Below are 18281 nucleotides of genomic sequence, written 5' to 3' on the forward strand. Positions count from 1 at the left end.
TCACGAGGCCGCTTTCGGGCTTACCTCCGCGCAACAACGGAAAAAGAGCCCCGCATGACGGACACGCCCGCCGGAACCGGCAAACGCATTGAACTGACTATCCGCGCCCTGATCCTGGGCTGTTTGCTGGCGGCGGTCTTTACGGCGGCCAACACCTATCTGGGGCTGAAGGTCGGCCTGACCTTCGCCTCGGCCATTCCGGCGGCGGTCATTTCGATGGCCCTGCTGCGGGCGTTCCGCGGCTCGACCATCTGGGAGAACATGACCGTCCAGACCGTCGCCTCGGTCGGCGGCGCCATGAGTTCGATCATCTTCGTCCTTCCCGGCCTGGTCATGATCGGTTGGTGGATGGACTTCCCGTTCTGGGAATCGGTGATGATCTGCATCCTCGGCGGCGTGCTCGGGGTGACCTTCTCCATCCCGCTGCGCCGCACCCTGGTCGTTCAGGGCGGCCTGCCCTACCCCGAAGGCGTCGCCGCCGCCGAGGTGCTCAAGGTCGGCTCGCCCGGCGCTGAACAGACCGAAGAGGCCGTGCGCGAGAACCGTTCGGGCCTGTTCGTGGTCATCGGCGGGGCGATCGCCTCGGCGGTCTTCGGCTTCCTGGCCGCCGCGCGGGTCTTTGCGGCCGAGACGGCCGCCTTCCTGCGCCTTCCGGCCGCCCTGGGCGGCGGAGCCACCGGCGTCGGCTTCTCCATGCAGTTCGCCCTGCTGGGCGCCGGCCACCTGATCGGCCTGGCCGTCGGCCTGACGCAGCTGTTCGGCCTGGTTCTGGCCTGGCTGATCTTCGTGCCCATCCTGACCTCGCCCGAGTTCGCAGCCTGGGCCGCCGCCCACGGCCTGCCGTCGGTCGCCGCCTCCGTCCCGGCCGACGCCGGAGCGGAAGGCCTGGCCATGACCGTCTGGGCGCGCGAAGTCCGCTTCATCGGCGCAGGGGTCATCGGCGTGGCCGCCCTGTGGACGCTGGCCAAGCTGGCCAAGCCGCTGGTCGCAGGCCTGGCCTCGGCCGTCTCGGCCCAGTCGCGCCGCGCCCACGGCGAGACGCTGGAGCTGACCGAGCAGGACATCCCCATCAAGATCGTCGGCCTGCTGTCCGTCGCCGCCCTGGTCGGCATCGCCGTGCTTCTGGCGGTCGTGGCTCAGGGCACGTCTCTGGCCGGTTCGGCGCCGCTGCTGGTCATCGGCGGCCTGGTCTATGTCGTGGTCATCGGCTTCGCCGTGGCGGCCATCTGCGGCTATATGGCCGGGCTGATCGGCTCGTCGAACAGCCCGGTGTCGGGCGTCGGCATCCTGGCCATCATCATCGCGTCGCTGCTGATGCTGGGCGTGCTGGCCGTGGCGGGCGTGCCCGCTGATCCGTCTGTGATCGCCTTCGCCCTGATCGTCACCGCCATCGTCTTCGCCGTGGCCGTCATCGCCAACGACAACCTGCAGGACCTGAAGACCGGCCAACTGGTCGAGGCCACCCCCTGGCGTCAGCAGACGGCCCTGCTGGTCGGCGTCGTCGCCGGCGCCCTGGTCATCCCCTTCGTGCTGGACATGATGAACCAGGCCTTCGGCTTCGAGGGCGGCCCGCCCGCCATCGTGCAAGGATCGCAGACCCTGGCCGCGCCTCAGGCGACCCTGATCTCGGCCCTGGCCAAAGGCGTCATCTCGGGCGATCTGCGCTGGGACCTGATCGGCATCGGCGCCGTGGTCGGCGTTCTGGTCATCATCCTCGACGTCGTCCTGCGCCGCACCACCAACGACAAGATCAAGCTGCCGCCGCTGGCCGCCGGCATCGGCGTCTACCTGCCCGCCGCCGTCACCACCATGCTGGTCGTCGGCGCCGTCTGCGGCTGGCTGTACGACCGGGCGGTCAAGTCGACCCGCTACGCCGACGTGGCGCGCCGCATGGGCGTGCTGCTGGCGTCCGGCCTGATCGTGGGCGAGAGCCTGTTCGGCGTCTTCACCGCCGCCGTCATCGTCAGCGCCAAGAACGAAGCGCCCTTCGCCCTGCTTCCGGCCGACAGCGGCTGGCCGGCCATGTGGGCGGGCCTGATCGCCTTTGCAGGCCTGACCTACGCCCTGTACGCCTGGGTGCGCCGCCGCGCCGCCAAGGTCTAAGCCGAACTAGAGGGCGGCGGCGAACGCTTCCGCCGCTCGACTGGCGCCGCGCTCGCGGTGCCGCAGGCGATAAAAGGGCCGCTCGGGCAAGTCGAGCGGCAGACGGACCAGCCGCCCCGCTTCGATCAGGGGCCGGGCGGCCAGTTCCGAGATGGCGGTGACCAGTCCGGCGCCGCCCCCGGCCGCCACCGCCGTCAGGATGGCTTCATTGGACGGCAGCACCAGCGCCGTCTTCAGGTCGGCCGCGGCCATACCGCGCGGCAGGGCCGCCTCGAACTCGCTGCGGGTGCCCGAGCCCGGCTCGCGCAGGGCCCAGTCCAGCGCTTTCAGGTCCGCCGCCGCCAGCGCCGCCTCGCGTCCGGCCAGCGGATGATCCGGCGCCGCCACCACGATCAGCCGATCGGCGCCGATGCGGGTCCGCTCTAGACGCGGCGCATCCTCGGCGCCCTCGATCAAGCCCAGTTCCGCCTCGCCGCCCAGAACAGCCTCGACCACCCGATGGGTGTTGCCGATCGACAGATGCAGCTCCACGCCCGGATGGCTCTGGGCGAAGGCGGCCATGCGCGGCGGCAGCCAATAGGCGGCGATGGTCTGGCTGGCGAACAACCGCACCGAGCCGCGCTTCATCCCCGCCAGCTCGTCCAACAGCCGCTCGGCCGCCTCGGCCCGCGCCAGCACCGCCTTGGCTTCCGGCAGAAACGCCGTCCCCGCCGCATTCAGCGCCAGCCCCCGTCCGACCCGGTCGAACAGCCGCGTCCCGTGCCGCGTCTCCAGCGCCTGAACCGCCGCGCTGACCGCCGACTGGGTCAGATGCAGCGCCTCGGCCGCACGGGTCATATGCAGCCGCTCGGCCACGGCGACGAAGATGCGGAGCTGTTCCAGCGTCATGCGCGATTGATCAGATATATTGATCGTTAAGTCCAGAGCTACGCGTTGGATCGATCATAAGACAGAGCCGATAAGGAGGGCATGACCGTCGCCCTCGACCCCGCCGCCGCCTCTCGCCGCCTGACTGGCCCGCTGCGCCTGCTGCCGGGCGTGGCCCTGTCCGCTGCCATCGGCGCCGTCGCCTTCGGCCTTCAGTTGTTCGAGGCGCGCCTGTTCGGGCAGGCGTGGATCGAGGGTCTGGTGCTCGCCATCCTGATCGGGGCGGCCCTGCGGCTGGTGTGGACGCCGTCGTCGCTGTGGGCGCCCGGCGTTAGCTTCAGCGCCAAGACCCTGCTGGAGGTTGCGGTCGCGCTGCTGGGCGCCACCGTCTCGGGCGCGGCCGTCGCGGCGCTGGGGCCGTGGCTGCTGCTGGCCATCGTCGGCGTCGTCGCCCTGGCCATCCTTGGCGGCTACGCCCTGGGCCGAGCCTTCGGCCTGCCGCACGCCATGGCCCTGCTGGTCGCCTGCGGCAACGCAATCTGCGGCAACTCGGCCATCGCCGCCGTCGCCCCCGTCATCGAGGCCGAGGGACAGGACGTCGCCGCCGCCATCGGCTTCACCGCCGTTTTGGGCATCGCCGTCGTGCTGCTGGTCCCCATCGTCGGCGCGCTGATGGGTTATGACGCCACGCGCGTCGGGGTACTGGCGGGTCTGACCGTCTACGCCGTGCCGCAGGTGCTGGCCGCCGCCGCGCCCGCCGGCCTGGCCGCCGTCCAGACGGGCGCCGTGGTCAAGCTGGTGCGCGTGCTGATGCTGGGGCCGGTCTGTCTGGTGCTGGGCCTGATGCGGTCGAAACAGGCCGCAGGCGGGCGCGGGCCCAAGCTGCACCAGATGGCCCCCTGGTTCATCCTGGTCTTCCTGGCCCTGATGGCCGTCCGCTCCCTGGGCTGGCTGCCCGAGGCGATCCTGCCGCCGCTGCAGGTCTCGGTCTCGGCCCTGACGCTGATCGCCATGGCCGCGCTGGGGCTGATGGTCGATCCGCGCGCCGTGGTCCGGGCCGGGCCGCGCGTGGCCGCCGTCGCCGCCCTGTCGGCCCTGCTGATCGGCCTGCTGGCGCTGGGGGTGATCGCCCTCATCCCGCTGGGTTGATCGGCTGAACGCGCACCGGACTGGCGTTTTGGCCCGCATCCCTGTAAGAGGCGCCCCGAACCCTTCCCTTTTCTGCAATCTTCTTGCAGCGGCGCGGCCTATCCGTGACCGAACACAGTCCGCCCGAGCCCGATATGAACCTTCGTAACGTCGCTATCATCGCCCACGTCGACCATGGCAAGACGACCATGGTGGACGCCCTGCTGGCCCAGTCGGGCCTGTTCCGCGCCAATGAGGCCACGACCGAGCGCGTCATGGACTCCGGCGATCAGGAGCGCGAGCGCGGCATCACCATCCTGGCTAAATGCACGTCGATCCAGTGGAACGGCAAGGCAGGCGAGACGCGCATCAACATCATCGACACCCCCGGCCACGCCGACTTCGGCGGCGAGGTCGAGCGCATCCTGGGCATGGTGGACGGCTGCGTCCTGCTGGTCGACGCCGAAGAGGGCGTCATGCCCCAGACCAAGTTCGTGCTGACCAAGGCGCTGAAGATGGGCCTGCGTCCCATCCTGTGCATCAACAAGGTCGACCGCGCCCACGCCGACCCGGACCGCGTGCTGAACGAGACCTTCGACCTGTTCGCCGCCCTGGGCGCCACGGACGAGCAGCTGGACTTCCCGGTCATCTACGCCTCGGGCCGTTCGGGCTGGGCGACGCTGGACCTGGCCCAGCCGAACGACAACCTGCACCCGCTGTACGACCTGATCGTCGACCACGTCCCGGCTCCCGAGGCCCAGGCGCGCGTCAACGAGCCGTTCAAGATCCTGAACGTCCTGATCGAAAGCGACCCCTTCCTGGGCCGCCTGCTGACCGGCCGCATCCACTCGGGCAAGGCGGTTCCGGGGATGGCCATCAAGGCCCTGTCGCGTGACGGCAAAACCATCGAACAGGGCCGCATCACCAAGGTGCTGGCCTTCCGCGGCCTGAAGCGCCAGCCGATCGACGAGGGCGTCGAGGCGGGCGACATCGTCGCCATCGCCGGCATGTCCAAGGCCACCGTCGCCGACACCCTGTGCGCGCTGGACGTCGACACCCCGCTGGACGCCCTGCCGATCGACCCGCCGACCATCTCGATGACCGTGGGCGTGAACGACAGCCCCCTGGCCGGCCGCGAAGGCGACAAGGTGCAGTCGCGCGTCATCCGCGACCGCCTGCTGAAGGAAGCCGAGGCCAACGTCGCCATCCGCATCACCCAGACGCCGGACTCCGACGCCTATGAAGTCGCCGGCCGCGGCGAACTGCAGCTGGGCGTGCTGATCGAGAACATGCGCCGCGAAGGCTTCGAGCTGTCGATCAGCCGGCCGCGCGTGGTCTATCAGACCGGCGAGAACGGCGAGCGCATGGAGCCGATCGAAGACGTCGTCATCGACGTGGACGACGAGTTCTCGGGCGTGGTCATCGAGAAGCTGTCGGCCCGCAAGGCCGAGCTGACCGACATGGGCCCCTCGGGCGCCGGCAAGACCCGCATCCAGCTGAAGTGCCCGTCGCGCTCGCTGATCGGCTATCAGGGCGAGTTCCTGACCGACACGCGCGGCTCGGGCGTGCTGAACCGCGTCTTCTCCCACTATGAGCCGCACAAGGGCGCCATCGAAGGCCGCCTGAAGGGCGTGCTGGTGTCGAACTCGGACGGCGACACGGCGGCCTTCGCCCTGTGGAACCTGGAAGACCGCGGCGTCATGTTCGTCGGCGCCGGCGAGAAGACCTATCAGGGCATGATCATCGGCGAGAACAGCCGCTCCGACGACCTGGACGTCAACCCGATCAAGGGCAAGCAGCTGACCAACGTCCGCGCCTCGGGCAAGGACGAGGCCGTGCGCCTGACCCCGCCGCGCAAGATGAGCCTGGAGCAGGCCATCGCCTATATCGAGGAAGACGAACTGGTCGAGGTCACGCCCAAGTCGATCCGCCTGCGCAAGGAGGTCCTGAACCCCTCCTTCCGCAAGAAGCGCGTCCGCGCCGACTGATCTGCGTCGACATTGTCGAAATGAGAAAGGCGGCTCGCAAGGGCCGCCTTTTTTAGTTTGGGCCTATCGCCCTGCGGCCACCGCTGCGGGGCGTCCGGGATGACGGAGGCGCTACCGCTTCAGCCCCAACAGCCCCCGCCAGCCGCCGCTGGTCAGCAGGGCCACGTCCAACAGGGCCAGAGGCAAGGGCGTGCTGGGCGGCGCGGCGATGAATACCGGCCGCCAGACGGGGTCGAACTTGGCCTTGTAGGCGCGCAGGCCCTGAAAGCCGTAGACGGCGCCGCCCTCCTCGAACACCAGGGCCCCGACGCGGGCGAAGACGGGGGCCGTCCGCCGATCCTCGAGGCCCGACAGGGGCGCCATGCCCAGATCCAGCCGCGCCACCCCCTGGTCGCGCGCCCACTGCGCGGTGCGCGTGAACAGATAGTCCATCACCCCGTTCGGCCCGTCGGGATCATAGCGCATCAGGTCGATCATCACCTCGCCGCCGCCCGCCCCGCGCAACAGATTGGCGAAGGCGACGATGCGGCCGTTTTCGCGCACCAGGGCCAGGGGCTGGCGGTCCAGATAGTCGATATCGAACCGGCCGAGCGAAAAGGTTTTTTCCGAGCCGTTGTGATGCCTCAGCCAGGCGTCCGACACGGCGCGCAGTTCGGGCTCCAGCCCGCGCGCCGCGCCGGGCGGGACCACTTCGAAACCGGCGCCCTCGCGTTCGGCGCGGTTGACGGCGGTGCGCAGGTTCTGCTTGCCCTTGCCCTCGGTCGTGAAGCGAGCGGTGTCGATCACGGCGGCCTCGCCCACCTTGCGGACCGCCAGCCCCAGGGTCGCCAGGTCCGCCAGCAGCCCTTCGCCGACCGAATAGAAGACCGCCGCCCCGCCGTAGCTGTCGGCCAGCTGGGCGAAGGCCCACAGCAGTTCCAGCCGTTCCGCCGCCAGGCCCGCCGGCTCGCCCATGGCGATCCAGCGACGGCCCCGCACGCGATAGGCGATGAAGCTGCGGCCGGACGGACTGAACAGCAGAGCCTTGTCGCCCAGCAGGGCCAGTTCCGCCTCGGGCGCGGCCGCCTCGGCGCTCTCCAACGCCTGCCGGGCGCGTTCGAGCTCTTCCGGGGCGGCGGGGCCGTGGGTGCGGGCGCCCGGCGCCGTCGTCAGCGAGCGTATGGCCACCGCCAGGGTCAGCAACGCCAGCACCGCCCCGGCGCGCAGGAAGCCCGACGCCTGCTTGTCGACCAGGAAGGTCCACCACAGCTCGTCCGTATAGGCGGTGTCGCGATAGGCGAAGAAGCCCAGCCAAATCATGGCCGCCACCGCCGCCGCCAGCATCAGCAGCCACCCCGGCCGCAGCGGCTCGCCCAGGCGCGACCGGCGGTTGAAGGCCGCTCGGCATGGCGTCAGCAGGGCCGCCGCCAACGTCAGTTCGATCGCCTGGAGCCAGTCCAGCCCTCTCAGCAGCGAGAAGACCGCCCCGACCAGAAGGAACGCCAGCGCCGCGTAATAGGCGCCGCGCCGCCGTCGCCACAGCCCCGCCGAGATCAGCAGCAGGACGAAGCCCGTCACGCTGGCGGCGAAGTGCGACAAGTCGATCAGCAGCGGCGGATAGAACCGGCCCAGCGCGCTGAGTTTTTCGTTAAAGGCGGGGGTCACCGCGGTCAGCAGCATCACCGCCCCCAGCAGAAAGGTGGCCGCCGCGAAGATTTGCGGGGTCAGCTCATAGGCCAACCCGGCCAGTCGCCGGGTTATGCGCAAGGGGTCGTGTTTTGCGCCAGACTTGGTCAACCGCCCTCCATCGAGCAAGAATCGGCCGTTTGCGGCCGGTAAAAGGTCATTTCAGGGCAGGCGAAACCATCCTGGATCACGCGGGTTCATTTTTTCGCGAGCGCCGAGCTCGCCATTCCAGGAGTTTCTCATGATCCGCAAGACCGCCCTGCTGACCGGCATCGCCGGCGCCCTGTTCATCGCCGCCCCGTCTTTCGCCCAGGACGCCACGACGCCGCAGACGCCCGAGCCGGCTCCCGCTGAGGCGGCCGCGGCTCAACCCCAGAGCCTGACCCTCACCCCGGGCTCCACCGTCAAGAGCGGCGACGGCTCCGAGATCGGCAAGCTGGTCGGCGTTCAGAACGGCGCCAACGGCCAGGAACTGACGGTCCGCACCGCCGACGGCCAGGTCCGCCCGGTGCCGCTGGCCGGCATCCGCCAGGACGGCGCTGACATCGTTGTCGACGCCAGCGCTTCGGATGTCCAGTCGGCCGCGCCGATTGCTTCGGATACGGCCGAGCCGACGCCGGACGCCACGCCGGACGCCGCCCCGGCTGATGCGCAAACTGGCGACGAGCCGACCGGCGATCAGCCGACTGGCGATGAGCCGACCGACAGTCCTGACTAAGCGTCTGTCGCACGATAAGAGGGGCGGCCCGTCGGGCCGCCCCTCAGTTCGTGATGGTGCGACCGGCGGTTAGGCCCGTCGCTTCACCAGGCCCAGCAGGAACAGCAGCACCACGGCGCCGATCGTGGCGACCAAGATGCCGACGATCCAATTGCCGGCCGCGTCCACGCCCAAAAGATTATTGGCCAGGAACCCGCCGATCAGCGCGCCGACCACGCCGACGATCAGATTGGTCAGCAGGCCGTGTTCCCGCTTCATGATCTTCTCCGCCAGCCATCCGGCGACGATGCCGATGATGATCCAGGCGATGAATCCAAATCCACCCATGTTTCTTCCTTCCTGAAAAGGCTGTCTGCCTTGGCCGTTAATGCGCGTACGCCGCGGCGGTTGCCTCATGTCGTGCGCCTTCCCCGCTGAGGGGAAGCCGGCACGCCGTTTGCGAGACCTCCCTCGCCACGTGCCGAACCGGCACAACATCTAAGATGGGGAGAGGGTCATGGCCGCCGAGATCGATCTGCACCTGGGTCGTCGCCTGCGCCGACGTCGCCGTCTTCTGGGCCTGACGCAGCAACAGCTGGGCGATCGGGTGGGCGTCCGTTTCCAGCAGATCCAGAAATATGAATGCGGCGCCAACCGCCTGTCGGCCGCCCGCCTGTGGGAATTGGCCGAAGCGCTGGAAACCCCCGTCACCTATTTCTACGACGGCCTGTCCGCCGAGCCCGCCGCTCTGCCGACCTCGACCCTGCACCCGACGCTCAACGCCGCCTAACGCTCGCCCCCAGCCTGGCGCCACCAGCCTCGCCCCGCGTCCCAGGACCGTGTATCCGGGCCCTATGACCGAGCTGGAATCCTTCGCCGTCGAACTGTCGCGTGAGGCTGCGCGCGTCGCCCTGCCCTTCTTCCGGGGCGCTTTCACGCAGGAAGACAAGGGCGTCCCCGGCGCCTTCGACCCCGTCACCGAAGCCGACCGCGCCGCCGAAGCCGCCATCCGCCGCCTGATCGCCGCCCGCTATCCCCACCACGGCGTCATCGGCGAAGAGTACGGCGAGGATCGGCCCGACGCCGAACACGTCTGGGTGCTGGACCCCATCGACGGCACCCGCGCCTTCATCGCCGGCCTGCCGTTGTGGACCACCCTGATCGCCCTGCGTCAGGACGGCGCCCCCGTCATCGGCGCCGTCGGCCAGCCCTATCTGGGCGAAGTTTTCCTCGGCGGCCCGTCCGGCGCGCGCCTGCTGAAGGGCGCCAGCGAGACCCGGCTCAGGACCCGCGCCTGCGCGCGCCTGGATCAGGCGCTGATCGCCACCACCGACCCCGAAATCTTCACCGGCGCCGACCGGGCCGCCTGGGACCGGCTGCGCGCCTCGGCTCGTCTGGCCCGCCTGGGCTGCGACGGCTACGCCTACGCCATGGTCGCGGCGGGGAGCATCGACCTGGTGGCCGAGAGCGAGCTTCAGGTCTGGGACTGGTCGGCGCTCAAACCGCTGGTCGAGGCGGCGGGCGGCCGGTTCACCGACTGGCGCGGCCAGCCCCCGCATGAGGCCGACGGCCGCGTGCTGGCGGTCGGCGACGCGCGTTTGTCCGATCAGGCCCTGCCCCTGCTGGCCCCAGCCTGACCGATCAGGCGGGTTCGGCCGTCCGAGCGCCCGCAGAGGTCGAGGCCGCTTGCGGCCCCGGCGCCACATAGTCGGCCAGGGCGTCGAACTCGTGCAGGAAGACCCCGCGCAGCTCGTCGACCTCCATGATCACCTCATGCTTCGCCGTGGGAACCTCGACGTAACGGCCGCGCCCCAGCCGCCGGGCCGCCCAGCGATTGGTCTGCTTCCATACCTTGTCGTCCTCGGCCGCCTGAACCACGCAGACCGGGATCTTCACGCCTTTCAGCGCTCTGGGCTTCAACACCCGCTCGCCGGCGTCCAGGGCGAAGGCCAGCCAGCCCCAGGTCGGCCCGCCCAGCGCCAGGTGCGGACAGGCGTAAAGCTGCTGTCGCCACAGATCATAGCGCGCCCGGTCCGAGGTCAGGGCGTCGTTGTCAAACGTGTGGTCGAAGGGGTCGTCGGGGTCGTCCAGCACATAGTCGCCCGCCTTGCCGTTGCGCAGCGCCCAGCGCACCGCCAGCTTGACCGTCCACATCGACCGCTTGCCGGTCTTGATCCGCAGCATGGGGCTGGACAGCAGGGCGCCGCCGAACCGGCTCTCGCCCGTCTCCAGCGTCAGCAGGTTCAGACACCCGCCCATCGAATGGCCGACCATGATCCAGGGCTTGGGCGCGCGCGCCTCATAGGCGTCCAGCAGGCGGGCGTAGTCGTCCAGGAACTCCTCGACCGCCCGGGCGTGGCCGCGCAGCCGATCCGGCAACAGCCGCGCCGACAGCCCCTGCCCCCGCCAGTCGTGGGCCAGGACGCAGAAGCCGCGCGCCAGGAAGTTGCCGATCAGCTCGAAATATTTCTCGATCGGCTCGGTGCGGCCGGGGCTCAGCACCACCGTCCCGCGCGGCGTCTTGGCCTGCAGGCTCGACGGCGTCCAGAAGGCGGCGCGCAGACGCAGGCCGCCGGCGCCCCGGAACCAGTCGCCCTCTCCCCCCGGCGGACAGGCGGCGCCCGGCACGCCCATCAGCGGCGCATGGGCGGCGAAGGCGGCGGGGCGGCTCACTCGGGCTTCCTGAACTTCAGGGTCATACGGTCGCTTTCGCCGATGGCGTCGTACTTGGTGCGGTCGAACTCAGGGTCGGCGGGCTGGCCCAGCGGGGCCGTCAGGCGGCGCGGCGGCAGGGTCTCGACCCCGAACGGATGGTCCTTGGTGTCGGCCGGGTTGGCGTTGATCTCGGACGCCTCGACAAAGACGAAGCCCGCCTCTTCGGCCAGCTGGCGCACGAAGGCTTCCTGCACATAGCCGTTGGCGGCGGCCGGGTCCTGATCCTCGTCCGGCTGGAGCCGGTGCTGCTCCACGCCCAGGATCCCGCCCGGCCGCAGAGCCGTGAAGGCGTCGGCGAAGGCCTTTTCAGCGATCCCCGCCGCCATCCAGGCGTGAACATAGCGCATGAACAGCACCATATCGGCCGTGCCCGCCGGAGCCACCGGGTCCGAGCCTGGCCCGAAGGCGGTGAACTGCACCGGCCCGTACAGCTTCTTGGATCCCAGGATACGGGCCTTCAGCGCATTGTTGATCGCCACCTGGGCCGGGTCGGCGTTCGGTCCCTCGACAAAGCCCGCCAGATACAGCGTCCCGCCGCCCCGGTTCAGATAGGGGGCCAGGATCTCGGCGTACCAGCCGCTGCCGGGCCAGAAGTCCACGACCGTCATCTTCGGCTGCAGGCCGAAGAAGCGCAGCGTCTCGATCGGGTGGCGCCAGACGTCGCGCGCCTTGTCGTCCGCCGTGCGCCACGAACCGGCGACCGCCCATTCCAGCGAGCCTTCGGGCGGGCCCTTGGGCGCCTCGGGCGCGGCGGGCGTCGGCGCCTCCTTGCGGCCGCAGCCGGCCAGGCCGAACAGGGGCGCGACCAGGGCCAGGGCGCTGGCGCCGGCCAGGACGGATCGCCGCGTCGATCGGTCTGTCATGCGCGCTTCCTCTTGCCGCCAAATGTCTTCGCTTGGGGCTTAAGGCGCTTCTGCGCCAGGGTCAAAATCACGCACTGCATTGTCATCGAGAGGCTTCAGTCGGCCGCATGGGGCTTGCGGAAGCGCAGGGTCATGCGGTCGCTCTCGCCGATGGCGTCCAGCGCCGCGCGCTCGTCGGGCGTCAGCGTCCGGCCGTCGCGCTCCGAGGTGCGCGTCGGCTTCAGGCTCCACACGCCGAAGGGGTGGTCCCGGTCGTCCTTCGGGTTGGCGTTCAGCTCGCTGCGCGCCTCCAGTTCGAACCCGGCGCGGCGGGCGGCGTGGATGACCCAGCTCTCGGGCACATAGCCGCTGGGCGCCGTATCGGCGACGTTGAGCCCCTCGACCGCGCGGTGCTGCTCCACCGCCAGCACGCCGCCGGGCTTCAGCGCCTTGAAGAAGGCGGCCAGATAGGGCTCGGCCCGGCCGTCGCGCGACCAGTTGTGGAAGGCGCGGGCCACCACGACCATGTCGGCGGTTCCATCGGCGACGCCCATCCCCTCGGTCGGACGGTTGACCGGGACGTAGCGCCCGCCGGTGGCCGCCGCATAGGGCTCCAGGATATTGCGCCACCACCCGGCGCGGCCCGGCTCGATCTCCACGACGGTCAGGCCCGGCTGCAGTCCCCAGAAGGTCAGGGTTTCGAACGGATGGCGCTCGCCGTCGCGCGCCCGGTCTGCTTCAGGGCGGCTGGTCGAGGCCACGGCCGCCTGAAGCGCGGCGTCCTCGCTGAGGGTCGGCATCTCCATCGACAGGCCCTCGCGTCGCGGCAGGGGCGCGGCGTCGGACGGCGCGGCTTGCGCCAGCGCGGGGACGGGGGAGCCGAGGACGGCCCCGGCGAGGGCGATGAAGGCGAGGGTTCGCATGGAGGCTCCGGTCGCTTCGGAAGGATGAAGGTAAAATCCTTACGGCGCTTCGCGGCCGCCGCAAGGCGTCGATGCGGCGGAGCGGCGATTTCGCGCGGCCCCTTGCGCCCGAAAAACGGCCTCCTACCTCTTCGTCCGAGAGCGCCGATCCTCGGGCTCTCCAGACCTGACGGGGCCGAATGCGGACCGCCGGGGCTGAAACCCTCCGTCGTCCGGGGCCAAACCGCCGGGCGGCTCAACCTTGCTGAATGTCAGAAGGATGACCCATGCGTACCTATGATTTCTCGCCGCTGTACCGTTCCGCCGTCGGCTTCGACCGTCTGGTTCGCCAGTTGGAAAGCGCTGCACGCTCCGGCCCGGAAAACGGCTGGCCCCCCTACAATATCGAAACGACCGGCGAGGACGCCTATCGCATCGAAATCGCCGTCGCCGGTTTCTCGGCTGACGAGCTGAACATCGAGGCCAAGGAAAACCTGCTGACCGTCACCGGCAAGAAGGCCGCCAACGACAGCGAGGGCGTCCAGCGGACTTTCCTGCATCGCGGCCTGGCGGAGCGCGATTTCGAGCGCCGCTTCCAACTGGCCGACTATGTGGTGGTCAAGGGCGCGGCCCTGGCCCACGGCCTGCTGACCATCGAGCTCAAGCGCGAACTGCCGGAGGCTCTCAAGCCCCGCAGCATCGAGATCGCCACCGGCTCGACCCTGATCGAAGGCAAGGCCGAGGACACGGCCGATAAGGCGGCCAATAAGGCGGCCTGAGCCGTCTGGCCCTGACAGACTCATTCAAGGGGCGGCGTTCGCGTCGCCCCTTTTTCGTGGGAGCGGATGCTAACCTGCGTTCAAGTCGGACAGGTCCAGCCCGCGCGCGCCGCCGGTCTGGGCGCCGGTGAAGTCGGCCTGTCGGGTCTGGGCGCCGTGCAGGATGGCGCGACTGAGGTCCGCCTCGCTCAGCACGGCCCGGCGCATGTCCGCGCCCGTCAGGTCCGCGCCGCGCAGGTTCGCCCCGCTCAGATCGGCGGGCATCAGCCGATCCGCCGTCAGCATCAACGGCCCCAGCTGGGCCTCGCGCAGGTCCGCCCCATTCAGCCGCGCCCGCGTCAGTCGCGCCCCGCGCAGGTCCGCCCGGCGCAGATTGGCCGAGCGCAGGTCGGCGCCCTCCAGTTGCGCCCCCTGAAGCTGCACCCCTTCCATGTCCAGGCCGTAGAAGACCGCTCCCTTGGCCGACAGGGCCGTCAGGTTCAGCCCGCGAATGCTCTCCAGCGGCCGCAGATCGACGCCGTCGAACACCGAAGGCTGGCCCTCTGCCCCGCCCGTCTCGCACCACTGGGCGTGTTCGCGCAGCATTTCGGCCGCAGGCATCTGGCTGACCGGTTCGCCCGCCGGGCGGTTGTCGATCAGGGCGCCGTCCATATTGGCCCCGTCCGTCCGCCACATGGCCGCCTTGACCCCCACCAGAATGGCGTCGGTGAGGTCCGCGCCCGACAGGTCGGCTCCCGACAGGTCCGCCCCGGCCAGATCGGCGCCGCGAAAGCTGGCCTGTTTCAGGTTGGCCCGGACCAGCTTGCAGTCCTTCATGATGGCGTCGGTGAAGTCGGCGGCCACGGCGATGACGCCGGTCATGCGCGACCGCTGCAGATTGGCGCCGGCCAGCACGGCGCCCTGCGCCTCGGTGTCGGTCCGCTTGCGCGCCTCGACCACGCGAAAACCAAGCTTGGCGTCCTTGGCGGCGATGGTCCCTTCGCGCAGGTCAGCCTCGAACAGGTCCGCGCCCGACAGGTCCGCGCCGCGCAGGCAGGCCCCGCGCAGATCGGCCCGGCGCAGGCTGGCGTCGACCAGGGTCGCATCCTGCATGTCCGCGCCGAAGAAGTTGGCGTTGTCCAGCTTGGCCCCGGTCAGGTCGCAGCCGATCAGGCAGGCGGCGGTGAAGTCGGCGTCGGCCAGGTTGCGCCCGCGCAGAGATACGCCCGACAGGTCCGTCCAGGCGAACACCGCCCGCGCCCCGCCCGGCCGCGCCTGCCACAGCCGGTCGTGCTTCAGGCAGACGGCGTCGGCCTCTTCCTGAGTCAGTTTCCTGCGGACGGGTTCGACGGCCTCGCTCATGGGGCCGTTTATGGCTTACGCCGGATTAAGGAAGCTTTGCGGAAACAAGGGTTTTTCCGTCGCCTCCGCCCCGCCGCTGGCCGCCCTATTCCGTCAACAGCCCCTGTTCGCGCAGGGCCGCTGCCAGGTCGCCCTCTTGGGTCCAAAGACGGGTGTAGCCCGCCTCGCCCAACCGGTTCAGCTCGGTCGTCAGATCGGCGCGTGCGGAGGCGGCGAACCGCCCGTCAAAGCCCGCGCCGTCCAGGCTGACGCGGACCATAGGCCGGCCCGTCTCCAGCCGGTGCAGGAAGCCCTCGCACAGGACGGCGGCCTCATCCGACAACAGCCCGGTCTCGACCGTCAGGCCTGACTGGCGCAGCCGTTCCGTCCCCCGCCCCGAGGCGAAAGGCGACGGGTCCAGCGCCGCGATCACCACCCGCTCGACCCCGGCCTCGGCCAGGAAGTGGGCGCAGGATTTGCGGCCCGACGAGCGGGCGCCGCACGGCTCAAGCGTCACATAGGCGGTCGCGCCCTTCACGGCCTCGCCCGCCTCGGGCACGGCCTGTTCCTCGGCGTGCGGACGTCCGCCCGGCGCCGTCGCCGCCTCGGCCAGCACGACCCCGTCCTTGACCAGGACGCAGCCGACGGCCGGATTGGGCCAGGTCTCGCCCATGCGGCTCAGGGCCAGATCAATGGCCCGCCGCATGAAGACGGCGTCGTCCGCCGCCCCGCTCACGCGATCACTCTCGCAATTGGGGGCAGGGCCTGCGCCCGCCCCTCGTCCAGATAGCGGGCGGCGACCGGCTTCAGGTCCGCGTCCAGATCGATCTCCAGCGGGTTGCCGGTCGGGATCTCGACGTCGACGATCCTGTCGTCCGGCACGGCGAACAGCAGTTTGACGATGGCGCGCAGGGAGTTGCCATGGGCGGCGATCAGCACGTCTTCGCCCGCCTTGAGGCGCGGGGCGATCTCGGCGTCCCAATAGGGCTGCACCCGGTCCAGCGTCGTCTTCAGGCTCTCGGTGTCCGGGATTTCCTTGCCGACGTAGCGGGGGTCGGCGTCGAAATCGAACTCGCCGCCCGGCGCCAGCGGCGGCGGCGGCACGTCATAGCTGCGGCGCCAGACCTTGACCTGATCCTCGCCGTGCTTGGCCGCCGTCTCGGCCTTGTCCAGCCCGGTCAGGCCGCCGTAGTGGCGCTCGTTCAGGCGCCAGTCCTCGATCACCGGGACATCCTTCAACCCCGCCGAGTCCAGCGCCAGGGCGCCGGTGCGCTTGGCCCGCTTCAGCACCGAGGTGAACATGACGGCAGGCTTGAACCCCGCCTGCGCGATCAGCTCGCCGCCGCGCCGGGCCTGGGCCTCGCCCTCGGCCGTCAGGTCGACGTCGACCCATCCGGTGAAGCGGTTCTCCAGGTTCCATTGGCTCTGGCCGTGGCGCAGCAGGATCAGGCGGGTCATGAAGGTCTCCGGGAGCATCCGTATCTTGAGGTTCTCGCTAGGCCCCCGACGCGGGCGCGGTCAAGGTTTCGCCGCACATCGGCGAATAAGCGCCCCGCAAGCGCAGCCCTAACAAGGGTCGCGCGTTGTGGCCTCTCAAGCGGGGGAAGGCTATAGGCCAAGGCAGAATAGCAGCCCCCGCTCCCCCCGGGACCATCTAGGAAGACTTATGCAAAAGCCCCGTCAGGACATCCGCCCCAACACTGCGGAATATGAAACCCTGCCTCTGGTCAAGCCGACCGGCTTTCGCGAATACGACGCCCGCTGGATCCTGGAAAAAGAGATCAACCTGCTGGGCATTCAGGCCCTGGGCCTGGGCCTGGCCACCTATGTCCATGAGATCGGCCAGACGCCGAAGATCGCCGTCGGCCACGACTTCCGCGGCTATTCCCTGTCGGTGAAGCAGGCGCTGATCCTGGGCCTGCTGGAAGGCGGCATGGAGGTGCTGGACATCGGCCTGGCCCTGTCGCCGATGGCCTATTACGCCCAGTTCGCGCTGGACTGCCCTTGCGTCGCCATGGTCACGGCCAGCCACAATGAGAACGGCTGGACCGGCGTGAAGATGGGCGCCCAGGCGCCGCTGACCTTCGGCCCTGACGAAATGGGCCGCCTGAAGGAGATCGTGCTGAACGGCCAGGGCGTCGCCCGCCCCGGCGGTCGGCTGGAGCGCGTCGAGGGCTTCCGCGAGACCTACATCAAGGACGTGGCGTCCAAGGTGAAGCTGTCCCGCCCGCTGAAGGTCGTGGCCGCCTGCGGCAACGGCACCGCCGGGGCCTTCGCCCCCGAGGTGCTGCGCCTGATGGGCGCCGAGGTGATCGAGATGGACACCGACCTCGACTACACCTTCCCCAAATACAATCCGAACCCGGAAGACCACGCCATGCTGATGCAGATGGCGGCCAAGGTGAGGGAGACGGGCGCCGATCTCGCGCTCGGCTTCGACGGCGACGGCGACCGCTGCGGCGTGGTCGACGACACGGGCGAGGAGATCTTCGCCGACAAGATCGGCCTGATGCTGGCCCGCGACCTGTCGGCCATCCACCCGAACGCGACCTTCGTCGTCGATGTGAAGTCGACGGGCCTCTACAAGACCGACGAGGTGCTCAAGGCCAACGGCGCGACCACCGTCTACTGGAAGACCGGCCACTCCTACATCAAGCGCAAGACTGCTGAACTGGGCGCCCTGGCGGGGTTCGAGAAGTCGGGCCACTTCTTCCTGTCGGGCGATCTGGGCCACGGCTATGACGACGGCCTGGTGGCGGCGGGCGCCGTTCTGGCCATGCTGGACCGCAACCCCGGCAAGAGCCTCAGCGAACTGAAGACCGCCCTGCCCGACGCCTGGACTTCGCTGACCATGTCGCCGCACTGCGACGACGAGCTGAAGTATGACGTGCTGGCCAAGATCGTGAAGGAGTACGAGGACCTGGCGGCCTCCGGCGGCTCGATCCTGGGCCGCAAGATCGTCGAGGCCATCACCGTCAACGGCGTGCGCGTCCACCTGGAGGACGGCTCCTGGGTGCTGGTCCGCGCCTCCTCCAACAAGCCGGAACTGGTCGTGGTGGTCGAGAGCATGCGTTCGGCCGACGACATGCGCGACCTGTTCCGCAAGGAAGTGAAGCCGCGCCTCGCCGCCCACCCGGAAATCGGCGCCTTCAACCAGGAAATCTGAGCCGCCCGCCAGAGGCCAAGCCCGCGCCTCTCCCTCCCCTTCATGGGGAGGGTGGCTGAGGCGAAGCCGAAGCCGGGTGGGGGCGGCAAGGCGATGTAGACGCAGGGGC

16 protein-coding genes and 1 pseudogene are annotated in these 18281 nt (G+C 69.8%); 8 read left to right on the forward strand and 9 right to left on the reverse strand.

Going from position 1 to position 18281, the window contains the following annotated elements; translation table 11 throughout:
* Positions 1 to 54: 54 nt before the first annotated feature.
* Positions 55 to 2103: an OPT family oligopeptide transporter gene (locus PIB44_RS00055; RefSeq protein ID WP_025977998.1), complete on the forward strand. Its 2049-nt coding sequence runs from the start codon at positions 55 to 57 to the stop codon at positions 2101 to 2103.
* A 6-nt stretch (positions 2104 to 2109) separates the two neighbouring features.
* Here PIB44_RS00055 and PIB44_RS00060 read toward each other — a convergent pair whose 3' ends face one another.
* The gene (locus PIB44_RS00060; RefSeq protein ID WP_278070011.1) at positions 2110 to 2991 is read right to left on the reverse strand and encodes a LysR family transcriptional regulator; all 882 of its coding nucleotides are present in this window, start codon (positions 2989 to 2991) and stop codon (positions 2110 to 2112) included.
* 81 nt (positions 2992 to 3072) lie between these two features.
* On the opposite strand from PIB44_RS00060, the gene PIB44_RS00065 reads away from it, so the two are divergent.
* Positions 3073 to 4119, forward strand: coding sequence for a YeiH family protein (locus PIB44_RS00065; RefSeq protein WP_278070012.1), 1047 nt, complete (start codon positions 3073 to 3075; stop codon positions 4117 to 4119).
* Positions 4120 to 4253: 134 nt separating this feature from the next.
* Positions 4254 to 6086: a translational GTPase TypA gene (gene typA / locus PIB44_RS00070; protein WP_025977995.1), complete on the forward strand. Its 1833-nt coding sequence runs from the start codon at positions 4254 to 4256 to the stop codon at positions 6084 to 6086.
* Positions 6087 to 6197: 111 nt separating this feature from the next.
* Here the strand turns inward: typA and PIB44_RS00075 are convergent, their stop codons facing one another.
* Positions 6198 to 7832 (reverse strand): phosphatidylglycerol lysyltransferase domain-containing protein, encoded by a 1635-nt coding sequence (locus PIB44_RS00075; protein WP_278070013.1) that lies wholly within the window; start codon positions 7830 to 7832, stop codon positions 6198 to 6200.
* A gap of 160 nt (positions 7833 to 7992) precedes the next feature.
* On the opposite strand from PIB44_RS00075, the gene PIB44_RS00080 reads away from it, so the two are divergent.
* Positions 7993 to 8469: a superoxide dismutase gene (locus tag PIB44_RS00080; RefSeq protein ID WP_253122173.1), complete on the forward strand. Its 477-nt coding sequence runs from the start codon at positions 7993 to 7995 to the stop codon at positions 8467 to 8469.
* 69 nt (positions 8470 to 8538) lie between these two features.
* On the opposite strand, the gene PIB44_RS00085 is transcribed toward PIB44_RS00080, so the two are convergent.
* Complete coding sequence (locus PIB44_RS00085; RefSeq protein ID WP_025977992.1) at positions 8539 to 8796, reverse strand: GlsB/YeaQ/YmgE family stress response membrane protein; 258 nt, start codon at positions 8794 to 8796, stop codon at positions 8539 to 8541.
* A gap of 169 nt (positions 8797 to 8965) precedes the next feature.
* On the opposite strand from PIB44_RS00085, the pseudogene PIB44_RS00090 reads away from it, so the two are divergent.
* Together PIB44_RS00090 and hisN are read left to right on the forward strand one after the other, a co-directional pair.
* Positions 8966 to 9181 (forward strand): annotated as a pseudogene (locus PIB44_RS00090) (helix-turn-helix domain-containing protein); the annotation flags it as partial.
* A 121-nt stretch (positions 9182 to 9302) separates the two neighbouring features.
* Entirely contained in the window at positions 9303 to 10085 is a 783-nt protein-coding gene (gene hisN, locus PIB44_RS00095) for a histidinol-phosphatase (protein ID WP_278070014.1), read from the forward strand.
* 4 nt (positions 10086 to 10089) lie between these two features.
* On the opposite strand, the gene PIB44_RS00100 is transcribed toward hisN, so the two are convergent.
* The 3 genes from PIB44_RS00100 to PIB44_RS00110 all read right to left on the reverse strand — a co-directional run bounded on the left by PIB44_RS00100 (position 10090) and on the right by PIB44_RS00110 (position 12928).
* Positions 10090 to 11121 (reverse strand): alpha/beta fold hydrolase, encoded by a 1032-nt coding sequence (locus PIB44_RS00100; protein ID WP_025977989.1) that lies wholly within the window; start codon positions 11119 to 11121, stop codon positions 10090 to 10092.
* Entirely contained in the window at positions 11118 to 12026 is a 909-nt protein-coding gene (locus PIB44_RS00105) for a class I SAM-dependent methyltransferase (protein WP_278070015.1), read from the reverse strand. Before PIB44_RS00105 ends, PIB44_RS00100 begins: the two co-directional genes overlap by 4 nt.
* Before the next feature lie 95 nt (positions 12027 to 12121).
* Complete coding sequence (locus PIB44_RS00110) at positions 12122 to 12928, reverse strand: class I SAM-dependent methyltransferase (RefSeq protein ID WP_278070016.1); 807 nt, start codon at positions 12926 to 12928, stop codon at positions 12122 to 12124.
* A 266-nt stretch (positions 12929 to 13194) separates the two neighbouring features.
* Between PIB44_RS00110 and PIB44_RS00115 the strand changes: the two genes are divergently transcribed.
* Positions 13195 to 13686, forward strand: coding sequence for an Hsp20 family protein (locus PIB44_RS00115; RefSeq protein ID WP_278070017.1), 492 nt, complete (start codon positions 13195 to 13197; stop codon positions 13684 to 13686).
* Between the two features lie 69 nt (positions 13687 to 13755).
* Here PIB44_RS00115 and PIB44_RS00120 read toward each other — a convergent pair whose 3' ends face one another.
* The 3 genes from PIB44_RS00120 to gpmA all read right to left on the reverse strand — a co-directional run bounded on the left by PIB44_RS00120 (position 13756) and on the right by gpmA (position 16464).
* Positions 13756 to 15027, reverse strand: coding sequence for a pentapeptide repeat-containing protein (locus PIB44_RS00120; RefSeq protein ID WP_278070018.1), 1272 nt, complete (start codon positions 15025 to 15027; stop codon positions 13756 to 13758).
* Positions 15028 to 15112: 85 nt separating this feature from the next.
* Positions 15113 to 15742, reverse strand: a complete 630-nt coding sequence (ribD, locus tag PIB44_RS00125; RefSeq protein ID WP_025977984.1) for a bifunctional diaminohydroxyphosphoribosylaminopyrimidine deaminase/5-amino-6-(5-phosphoribosylamino)uracil reductase RibD — start codon at positions 15740 to 15742, stop codon at positions 15113 to 15115.
* A complete protein-coding gene (gpmA, locus tag PIB44_RS00130; protein WP_025977983.1) occupies positions 15739 to 16464 on the reverse strand; it encodes a 2,3-diphosphoglycerate-dependent phosphoglycerate mutase in 726 nt (241 codons plus the stop codon). The genes ribD and gpmA overlap by 4 nt, the downstream gene beginning before the upstream one ends.
* A gap of 208 nt (positions 16465 to 16672) precedes the next feature.
* On the opposite strand from gpmA, the gene PIB44_RS00135 reads away from it, so the two are divergent.
* Positions 16673 to 18172: a phosphomannomutase/phosphoglucomutase gene (locus PIB44_RS00135; protein ID WP_278070019.1), complete on the forward strand. Its 1500-nt coding sequence runs from the start codon at positions 16673 to 16675 to the stop codon at positions 18170 to 18172.
* The last annotated feature ends 109 nt before the right edge of the window (positions 18173 to 18281 follow it).

This window comes from Brevundimonas sanguinis (genome assembly GCF_029636725.1).
Taxonomy (GTDB): domain Bacteria; phylum Pseudomonadota; class Alphaproteobacteria; order Caulobacterales; family Caulobacteraceae; genus Brevundimonas; species Brevundimonas sanguinis.